This window comes from Candidatus Dormiibacterota bacterium, from assembly GCA_036495095.1.
In the GTDB taxonomy this organism is placed as follows: domain Bacteria; phylum Chloroflexota; class Dormibacteria; order Aeolococcales; family Aeolococcaceae; genus CF-96.
In genome coordinates, this window is record DASXNK010000104.1 from 1 (window position 1) to 9025 (window position 9025).

General features: G+C 71.9%; 9 protein-coding genes and 1 tRNA gene. 3 read left to right on the forward strand and 7 right to left on the reverse strand.

Annotated features, from left to right (window positions below):
- Window positions 1-127: 127 nt before the first annotated feature.
- The 4 genes from VGL20_10640 to VGL20_10655 are packed head-to-tail and all read right to left on the reverse strand — an operon-like array spanning window position 128 to window position 4165.
- Window positions 128-901 (reverse strand): dienelactone hydrolase family protein, encoded by a 774-nt coding sequence (locus VGL20_10640; GenBank protein HEY2704137.1) that lies wholly within the window; start codon window positions 899-901, stop codon window positions 128-130.
- Window positions 902-947: 46 nt separating this feature from the next.
- Window positions 948-1619, reverse strand: coding sequence for a class II aldolase/adducin family protein (locus VGL20_10645; protein ID HEY2704138.1), 672 nt, complete (start codon window positions 1617-1619; stop codon window positions 948-950).
- Between the two features lie 24 nt (window positions 1620-1643).
- On the reverse strand, window positions 1644-3149 hold the full coding sequence (locus VGL20_10650; GenBank protein ID HEY2704139.1) for an FGGY family carbohydrate kinase: 1506 nt from the start codon (window positions 3147-3149) through the stop codon (window positions 1644-1646).
- Window positions 3146-4165 (reverse strand): NAD(P)-dependent oxidoreductase, encoded by a 1020-nt coding sequence (locus VGL20_10655; protein ID HEY2704140.1) that lies wholly within the window; start codon window positions 4163-4165, stop codon window positions 3146-3148. The genes VGL20_10650 and VGL20_10655 overlap by 4 nt, the downstream gene beginning before the upstream one ends.
- 43 nt (window positions 4166-4208) lie before the next feature.
- Here VGL20_10655 and VGL20_10660 point away from each other — a divergent pair, with 43 nt between their 5' ends.
- From VGL20_10660 to VGL20_10670, 3 genes are all read left to right on the forward strand, one after another.
- Entirely contained in the window at window positions 4209-4538 is a 330-nt protein-coding gene (locus VGL20_10660; GenBank protein HEY2704141.1) for a DUF971 domain-containing protein, read from the forward strand.
- A gap of 30 nt (window positions 4539-4568) precedes the next feature.
- On the forward strand, window positions 4569-5348 hold the full coding sequence (locus VGL20_10665) for an enoyl-CoA hydratase-related protein (GenBank protein HEY2704142.1): 780 nt from the start codon (window positions 4569-4571) through the stop codon (window positions 5346-5348).
- Between the two features lie 86 nt (window positions 5349-5434).
- Window positions 5435-5509 (forward strand) — tRNA-Gly (locus VGL20_10670).
- Between the two features lie 875 nt (window positions 5510-6384).
- Here VGL20_10670 and VGL20_10675 read toward each other — a convergent pair.
- From VGL20_10675 to VGL20_10685, 3 genes are all read right to left on the reverse strand, one after another.
- Window positions 6385-7032 carry a hypothetical protein gene (locus VGL20_10675; protein ID HEY2704143.1) on the reverse strand — a complete coding sequence of 216 codons (648 nt, stop codon included), beginning with the start codon at window positions 7030-7032 and terminating at the stop codon, window positions 6385-6387.
- Between the two features lie 578 nt (window positions 7033-7610).
- Window positions 7611-7952 carry a HepT-like ribonuclease domain-containing protein gene (locus tag VGL20_10680; GenBank protein ID HEY2704144.1) on the reverse strand — a complete coding sequence of 114 codons (342 nt, stop codon included), beginning with the start codon at window positions 7950-7952 and terminating at the stop codon, window positions 7611-7613.
- Window positions 7945-8796: a nucleotidyltransferase domain-containing protein gene (locus VGL20_10685; GenBank protein ID HEY2704145.1), complete on the reverse strand. Its 852-nt coding sequence runs from the start codon at window positions 8794-8796 to the stop codon at window positions 7945-7947. Before VGL20_10685 ends, VGL20_10680 begins: the two co-directional genes overlap by 8 nt.
- Window positions 8797-9025: the final 229 nt, after the last annotated feature.

Sequence of the window (9025 nt, forward strand, 5' to 3'; positions counted from 1 at the left end):
AGCCCTCGCCAACCGCTTCGTCGGCATCCTCCACGGATGCCTGACTCACCGGACCCTCTACTCCGAAGACGTCGCCTGGCCGACCCTGGTCGAGACAGCGGCTTGACTTCTTACGGCCGTGGGATATCTAGCTCTTCAGCGGCTCCAGGAAGCGCAGGAACTCCGCCCACGCCGCGTGGGCCGGCTCCTCGCGCCAGGTGGGGCGGTAGTCGGCGAAGAAGGCGTGGCCCGCCCCCTCGTAGACGAGGATGCGGTGCTCCAGGCCGGTCGCCCTCAGCGCCGTGCGCAGCTCCTCGAGGTCGTCCGCGTTGGGGTTCTGGTCGTCGGCGCCGAAGACCCCGAGCAGCGGGCAGGCGAGCCGGTCGACCCTGTCCACCACCACCTCGGGACGGCGCTCGTCGGGCGGGGCGGTGCGCCGGGTGATGCGTCCTCCCCAGCAGTCGACGGCGCGGTCGAGCACGCCCGCGTGGGTGGCGAGGAGGAGGGAGAGCCGCCCGCCCATGCAGAAGCCGATGCACCCGACGCGCCCGTTGCAGCCGGGCTGGGCGCGGAGCCAGTCGACGGTGGCGCGAAGGTCGGCGACCCCATCGGCGTCGGACATCGCCCCGATCCTCTGCATCACCTCGGCGATCTCCGTGCCCAGGGCGGGGGCGCCTCCGACGCGTCCGAACAGGTCGGGTGCCGCGGCGAGGAAGCCCTGGGCGGCGAAGCGGCGGGTGACGTCGCGGAGGTGGTCGTTGACGCCGTAGGCCTCGTGGATCACCACCAGGCCGGGCAGCGGACCGACCGGGTGCGCGGGGCGGGCGACGTGAAGGGCAAGGCGGTGGCCGTCCTCCACCGCGATCGTCACCGGGAACTCGCGGACGGTGGACGGGTCGGTGACGGCGCCGGGGATGTGCATCGAGCTCATCTTCTCAGAGGGGTGTCCCCCCCTCTGATCAGCACCCTCATGCGGAGAACAGCGGGCGGGGCGGCCGGCTGCTCAGCTCGTAGTAGGCCCGCTCGAGCTGCTGCGCCTCCGCGGGGAGGGGCCGGGGCTCGCCCAGGGGGAGGGCCTTCAGCATCACCTCGGCGAGCCGCTCGGCGAGGTGGCAGACCGCCAGCGCCTGATGGATGTCGCGGCCGACGCCGAGCATCCCGTGATGGGCGAGGATGACGGCGCGGAGGTCGCCGAGGTACTCGACCACCCGCTCGGCGAGTGCGGCGCTGCCGGGCAGCTCGTGGGGGCAGAGCGGGATCTCGCCGCCGAGGATGGCGACCTGCTCGTCGACGATCGGCGGGATCCCGCGGCCGAGCAGCGAGAGGGCGGTGACGGAGACGCTGTGAGCGTGGATCACCGCGCCGACCCAGGGGCCGCGCGCTCGGTGCACCGCGGAGTGCATCAGCAGCTCGCTGGTGGGGTTGCGGAAGCCCTCGACCACGTCGCCGCTCTGGAGGTCGACGATGCACGCGTCCGCGGCGGTGAGCGCGTCGTAGCGGACGCTGCTCGGCGAGGCGGCGATCAGCTCGGTGCCGGGGACCCGGATCGTGACGTTCCCCGCCGTGCCTGCGACCAGCCCGAGCCGGGCCAGCTCGCTGCATGCCCAGACCACCTGCTGGCGCTGCTCGTCGTGTGCCAACCCCGCCTCCTGACGTGTCCGGATCTAGAGCGACTCGAGCTGGGCGTACAGGTCACGCCAGCCGCGGTGGGCCTCCGCGTACACCGCGATGGTGCCATCGTCGGGGTCGGTCTCGACGCCGGGACGGCGGAACGCAGCAACCGCAGCGTCGAGGTCGGGGTGGAGGCCGGCCGCGACGGCGGCGCAGGCGGCCGCGCCGAGGGCGGTGACGTCGGTCTCGGCAGCGACGGTGACCGGGCGGCCGCAGACGCCGGCGAGGATCTCGGTGAAGAGGCGGCTGCGCGCCATCCCGCCGGCGAGGAGGAGCCGCCCGGCGCCGCCCCGCACCGCCTCGGCCTGCTCGAGGTTGGCCCGGGCACTGTGGGCGACCTCCTCGAGGCCGGCGCGGAGCAGGTCGGCGGCGCCGAGGTCGGCGCCCATGATCTCCGACGGCCAGGCGAGGACCCGCATCCGGGGCAGGAACGTGGAGGGACGGGTGGCGTCGAGCACGCTCGCCCCCCCGGCGAGGCCGGTCGCGCCCTGCGAGCCCGGCGGCGCGGTCGCGGCCAGGCGCTCGGCGAGGGCGTGGGCATCGTCGCCGTCGATCCCCGCGATGCCGCCGGTGAGGCGCTCGGCGAGCCACGCCCAGCCCAGCCCGGTGGTGCCGGCATTGCTCTCGCAGACGAAGCCGGCCAGCGGATGCGGGGTGCCCCAGGTGCGGCGTGTCCGGTCGCGTTTCGGCGCCGTGGCGGTGGCGAGGATCGGCATCGATGACCCCGCGAGCACCAGCGCGGTGCCGGGCTCGACGCCGCCGGCGCCGAGCAGCGCCGCCATCGAGTCGGGTGGTGCGACGGCGACGGGTGTCCCGGGTCTCAGCCCGGTGGCGGCTGCGGCGACGGGGGTGACCTCGCCGAGCCGCTCCCCGGGCCGGCGTATCGGGGGAAGCCAGCCGGGATCGAGGTCGAGCCGCTCCCAGATCCCCGTCCACGGCTCGCCGGCGTGGACGTCGAGGGCGAGCAGCTCGGTGGCGCCGCGGGCGTCGGTGGCGACCTCCCCGCAGAGGTGGTGGGCGAGCCACTCCCCGGTCCCGAGGACGTGTCGCACCCGCTCGAGGAGGGTGGGATCGTCATCGCCGAGGCGGAGCAGGCGGGCGGGGGCGTAGAGGAGGGCCAGGCCCCGGCCGGTGCGGTCGTAGAGCTCGCCGCCGGCGGCGTCGTCGACCCGCCAGCCGTGGGTGAGCCCGCGGGCGTCGGTGTTCGGCCCGGCGTAGAGGGTCTCCCCGGCCGCGTCGAGGGCGGCGCAGGCGATCCGCTGGCCGGTGCACGCGACCGCCGCGATGCCTGTCGGCGCGAGGTTGTGCACCACCGCGCCGATCGCCGCGGCGACGGCGGCGCGCAGCTCGGCGGGGTCCCAGCGGCGCCCCAGCGGGGGGAGGTCGAGGTGCTGGGTCAGGGAGCGCTGGGCCCGCGCCACCACCGTGCCGGCGGCGTCGACGGCGGTGGCGCGCAGCCCGCTGCCGCCGAGGTCGACGGCGAGGAGGAGCTCGCTCACCCCGGCCGGAGCACGGCGCCGAGCACCTCCGGGTTGGCGCAGCGCAGCGGGCGGTCGCCCCGGATCAGCAGCTCGAGGTCCTCGCGGATCATCTCCGAGTGCCGCCGCACCACGTCGTGGGTGGCGCCGCCGATGTGGGGGAGCACGAGGATGCGGTCGTCGCCGAGCAGCGGGTGCCCGGCCGGCAGCGGCTCCGGGGCGACCACGTCGAGAGCGGCGGCGGCGAGGTGGCCCTCGGCGACCAGCTGCACGATCGCGTCCTGGTCGACCACCTGGGCCCGGGCGGTGTTGAGGAGGATGGCGCCGCGGGGCAGGGCGCGGAGCCGCTCGGCGCTCAGCATTCCCACGGTCTGGGGGGTGCGCTCGACGTGCACGCTCAGCACGTCGGAGGTGGCGAGCAGGTTGTCCAGCGACCCCGAGGTCACCCCGTGGCGGTTGAGCACCGCGGCGTCGACGAAGGGGTCGTGGGCACGAACCCGCATCCCGAAGGCGAGGGCGCGGCGGGCCAGGGCGCGAGCGACGGCGCCGAAGCCGAGCAGGCCGAGACGGCGGCCGCCGAGCTCGACCCCGCGGAAGCGGATGTAGGGCACGAGCGCGTCGTCGTCGAGGCCGACCACCCAGCCGCCCTCGCGCACCAGCCGCGCCGCGGCCGAGATGTGGCGGATCCGGTCGAGGAGCATCCCCATGCAGAGGTCGGCCACCGAGTCGGCGTTGCGCCCGGGAGTGCCGAGGACGATGCGGCCCAGCTCGGTGGCGGCGGCGAGGTCGACGTTGACCGGCTTCCCCCGCGCCGAGGCGATCACCCTCAGGCCGGGAGCGGCCTCGAGGACGTCCCGGGTGACGAACTCCGCCTCGACCACCACGGCGTCGAAGCCGCCCGCGACCACCCGCTCGGCGAGCTCGTCCGGGGAGTGCATGCGACGCTCGTCGACCCAGGACTCGTGGACCACGCCGGCGACCGCGCGCAGCCGCGCCAGCTCGGCGGCGTCGAACGGGGCGAGGATGAGGACCTTCACGGCGCGCCGAGAATAGCGCCCGGACCGGCTATCCTCATGCCCCATGACCGTGGAGGAGGAGCGGGTCCGCGCCGTGAGCTTCGCCTACGACGAGCCGGCCCGGGCGCTGATCGTCGAGTGGGGCGACGGCGCGGTGCAGCGGATCCCGTTCACCGTGCTGCGGAGCTCGTGCCCCTGCGCGGTGTGCAAGGGCGAGATGGGCCGGCCGGGCCGCTTCGACGTCAAGCCCGGCCTGGACGCCGGCGAGGACGAGCTCGCCGACATCAACCTGGTCGGCCTCTATGGACTCGGGATCCGCTGGGGCAACGGCCACGACACCGGCATCTTCACCTTCGAGCACCTCCGGGCCCTGGGCGACGACGCCGAGCGGTGACCGCGGCGACGCGGCGTAGAGTCGGACGGCATGTCGACCACGATCACCGACCCGCTGCTGGTCGCCCGCGAGGGCGGCGTCCTCACCCTGACGCTCAACCGTCCGGACAAGCTCAACAGCTTCGACATCACGCTGCTGAGATCGCTCGCCGAGGCGACCGCCGAGGCCCGTGAGGACGAGTCCGTCCGGGCGGTGGTCATCACCGGCGGAGGCCGCGGCTTCTCCGCCGGCGCCGACCTCACCGAGGGGATGCGCGAGCCGGTGCGCCGCCGCCTCGCCCTGCGCTACGCACCGATCATCACGGCGATGCGGGCGATGGAGAAGCCGGTGATCGCCGCGGTGAACGGGGTCGCCGCAGGGGCCGGCATGTCCCTCGCCCTCGCCGCCGACTTCCGCATCGCCGCGGAGAGCGCGAGCTTCCTGCTCGCGTTCGCCCGCATCGGGCTGGTGCCCGACGCCGGGGCCACCTTCTTCCTCCCCCGCCTCGTCGGCCTCGCCAAGGCGGTGGAGCTGGCCATGCTCGCCGACCAGATCCCCGCGGCCGAGGCGCTGCGCATCGGCCTGGTCAACCGGGTCGTGCCCGACGCCGAGCTGGGGAGCGCTGCCCGCGAGCTCGCCGAGCGCCTCGCCCGGGGCCCGTTCTCGCTCGGGCTGATCAAGCGGGCGATGAACCAGTCCCTGGTCAGCGACCTCGGCACCCAGCTCCAGCACGAGGAGGACCTCCAGGCCCTGGCGATGGCCTCCGGCGACTTCATGGAGGGGGTCACGGCGTTCCGGGACAAGCGTCCGGCGGCGTTTTCGGGCCGCTGACCCGCCGGTCAGCCACGGGCCTGACACGAGGTGATCGCGGACCGCAGGGTAGTGCCGGGGGGAGGCGTTATACTCGCGGTCGCGCTGCGGGAGTAGCTCAGTGGTAGAGCACTACCTTGCCAAGGTAGGGGTCGCGAGTTCGAATCTCGTCTCCCGCTCCAAGCCCTTCTCAGGCAGGATCTGATCTCAGAGAGAGCCTGATCGAGGGGCGTGGGGTCCGTCGCGATCGCCCGCCCCGATTGTCTAGTGGATCACGCCCACGAGGGCAAGAACGGTCGCGACGACGACCACGACCAACATTGGGATAACCCCGCCAGCGAGGAACGGGTGTAGCTCCACGAAGGTCATCGAGCCGGGGTACCTCGCCTCCAGCTGCCTGGGTGACCGCGCCTTCGCATCGTCTCGGTCGACACCAATTCCGAGCGGACTGAGCGCAGCAGTCAGGGCGGCATGATCCCACTCAGCCCCCCACACCCTCACCAACGCCTCCCCGGTCGGGCTCACCGCCAAGAGGATGGGCGGAGGCCGACGCCCCCAACGCACTCGTGAAAGCACGACCGCGGCGACAGCGTCCGATCGTATGACGACAGGCCGCCCCGTCCGCGACCGGAAGAGGAGAACACCGCGTGTGGCGATCACTGCCTGTCGGCGGCGCTGCGACCGCATCCACCAGAGGACGCAGCTGACCACAGCCATCAGGGCGGCCACAGTCGCCAGGTAGCCGAACCCGCGGCTGCGGTAACCGCTGAGAAGAAATGCGACGGTCGCCACCAAGAACAACGGTGAACCGGAGACCGCTGGCTGTACGCCCAGCGCGGCTACTCGGGTACCCCCGTCGCCGTCCCAGGTGCTTCTCGCGGCACGGCGTGCGTCACGAATCGACCCGTTCACCTCGACCCGGCCTCCAAAGTTCCCGCATTCGCCCCGACCAATACACATCGATCGCGGCAGGGGGTTCCCTGCTCCCCAGGACGCTCGAGATGATTCGCATCCCCCTCCCTCGGTCCTCACATCTGGCACGTCCCCTCGGACCGATTCAGGAGATGTTCAATCGATTCCGGCGAGAGGAGAGACATCGATGTGCCGCCAGACCGCCGGCGGCCACCAAGAGGCCTATGCAGAACCCGGTCATGCCCCCGATGAGTTCAGCGAGCGTGCTCTCGTGAAGCGGGTCCATTTCGGCAACCGCGCCCATCGCCGTGCCAATTGACACGCTCGCCACCACGAAGGCAATCGCTCGAGGTGTCGGGCGCGGCAGCTGCCATCCCATCACAAATGGCAGGCAGAGCAGAAGCATGCCCAGACCCAACGCGGCTCGGACGCCGCCCGCCGTGTAGTCGAGCGATGCTTGGTCAGTCGTGACGTCGATGGTGGCACCGTCGAGCTCCAGCCGCGTAACCGCGTAGCGGTCGTAGGTGATTGTGACCGCGGTTGGCGATGGTACTGCCGGGCAGAGGTCCACATGCACTGACTGTGCGGAAGCGTAGTTCGTGGTCAATTCGTAATCGCAGTTGGCACCCACGGCCGTGATGAGACCGCTGACCTGACGCTCCGCCGATCTCTCCGAGACCCCATTCACGATGCCTCTCACTCCGATGACAATCATTGCCACGGCCCACAGCGCGAAGAGAGGCAGCAGGAAGCGCCGAGGTATGCGCATGCGAAGGAAGGAGGACGCGGGCATCCGTCGAGTATGGTGGACCTTGGCCCGACTACTCGCTACGCCTTCGCATCAGTCTTGTCGCCGAGGCGACCATCGAGGCCGATCTACCCGGCACGCGTCACCTCCTGGTGCAGTTCGACCGCGGCGGCCGCCGGCCGCCGCCCTCGTCGACCCCTGCTCCCGCCACGAGGGAGCTGCCTGGGTCCCGCATTCGACCCGATGCCAGCCTGACCCGCACCGCGATGAGCTTGGACCAAGCCCCCCGAAGGCAGGAGAGTAGTGGTCTTAGGGCATCATCGGGGCCATGTCGAGTTCGCCATAACACTCCTACCTTGCCAAGGTAGGGAAAGTTCGAGCCTCTGGCTCGGCTGCTCAACCGCCCTTGCGTGCCTCCGAACCATGCTCGCCTCAAGCGCCCCGACCCGCGGCGCCACCGACGACATCGCCCGTCTCAGGCCGCCATGGAGCAGCTGTACTGGTCGAGAGGGTCGACACCCGAAGTGCGCTGTGAGATGCGCGGAGATAGCGCGAACGTCGCCGCGCTCAGCCCCAGTCGGCGGAGCCTCGCCTTCGGCGGCACCGTGCCGACACGGCGGTGATCAGCCCGGTTCGCGAAGATGGGCCTCGAGCTGGCGGATGGTGTCATCGAGGTGATGCGCGACGATTCCCTCGACCAGCTCCCGCCGCACCTTCTCGTAGTCATGGACGCTGATGTGGCGGAACGCCTCGATCGCCGCCCAGTTGGTCTGCGGATGCGTCGCCATGAAGGCGTCGTCGACCTTGCCCACGTGGACTTCCTCGCCCATGTTCTCGAGACTCTTCAGCACCGACTTGAAACCGGCGATGTCGCTGCTCCAGTGCGGACCGAAGCGCTCCGCCAGCTCGCGCGCCTCACGACCCTCGCGCAGCATCCGCTGCAACGCCGCCCGGGTGTCAGGCACCGAGCACCACGCCCTCGCGGGCGACCGCCTGGGCGACCTCGTCGATCGCGTTGGGGAGCAGGCAGAGGTCGACGTCGCGACCGAGGTGCTGTTCCAATTCCCGCTCGAGCGCGACCAGCTCGAAGAAGGACAGCGGGCGATCGCCCGGGACCACGGCGACATCGACGTCGCTGTCCGGACGGAAGTCGGTGCGCACCGCGGAGCCGAAGACGATCAGTGAGCGCAGCCCGTAGCGCGACCGCAGGGCCTCGACGTCGCGGGCCGGAAGCGCGGGCAGCTGTTCCGCGAGGCGCCCGGTGGGAGCCCCGCCACGGACGGGTGCAGGCTCGGGGAAGGTCGCGCCGAGGTCGCCGTAGAGGACGCTCCCTGCCTCGAGGGCATGGCGGTCGGCGAGGTGATGACGGCGAGCGCGCCGGATGTCATCGTGGTGGAGGACGGTCAACTCCCGTTCCAGCCGCGTCGCCAGCGGACCGAGCAGCCGCAGGGCACGGGCGCGGCCGGCGAAGGGGGCGTTCCGTCCGTACACGAGGACCAGGCGCCGCCGGTCGTCCCCGATCAGCTCGACGGCGTCGTCGGCCGCGCCACAGATCGCCGCGAGTCGACCATTGTCGAGCTCGACAGAGGCGAGCCCGACCACGGCTTCGAGCCGCGGTCCCTCGACGGCGGCGTACCGTCCCCGGGCGGCGGCACGGGCCAGCCCCTCGGCAACGAGCACCTCGAGCCCGCGCTGGCAGCTCGAGATCGGGACCTCGAGGTCCCGCGCAATGGCGGACAGGCGCGCCTCGCCGGCCTGGTGGAGGTACACCGCCACCTCGAGGGCCACCATCGATGAGATCAGCCGCATATGCCCAGTTTACGCGCACAGCGTAAACCGAGCAACTTGAGGTCTCCCATGAGCACGCACACCGACGGCGTTCGCGCCCCCTACCATCCCCGTTGGTCAGGCTGTACCGGCGTCGAAGAAGTGGGCGCGAAGCCCTTCCGAGCCGCGTCCCCCAACTCGGCGGAGGCCAACTCGCTCCGGCTGCTCCTCGACCGCCGCGACGATCTGGTCGCCGACCGGACTCGCATTC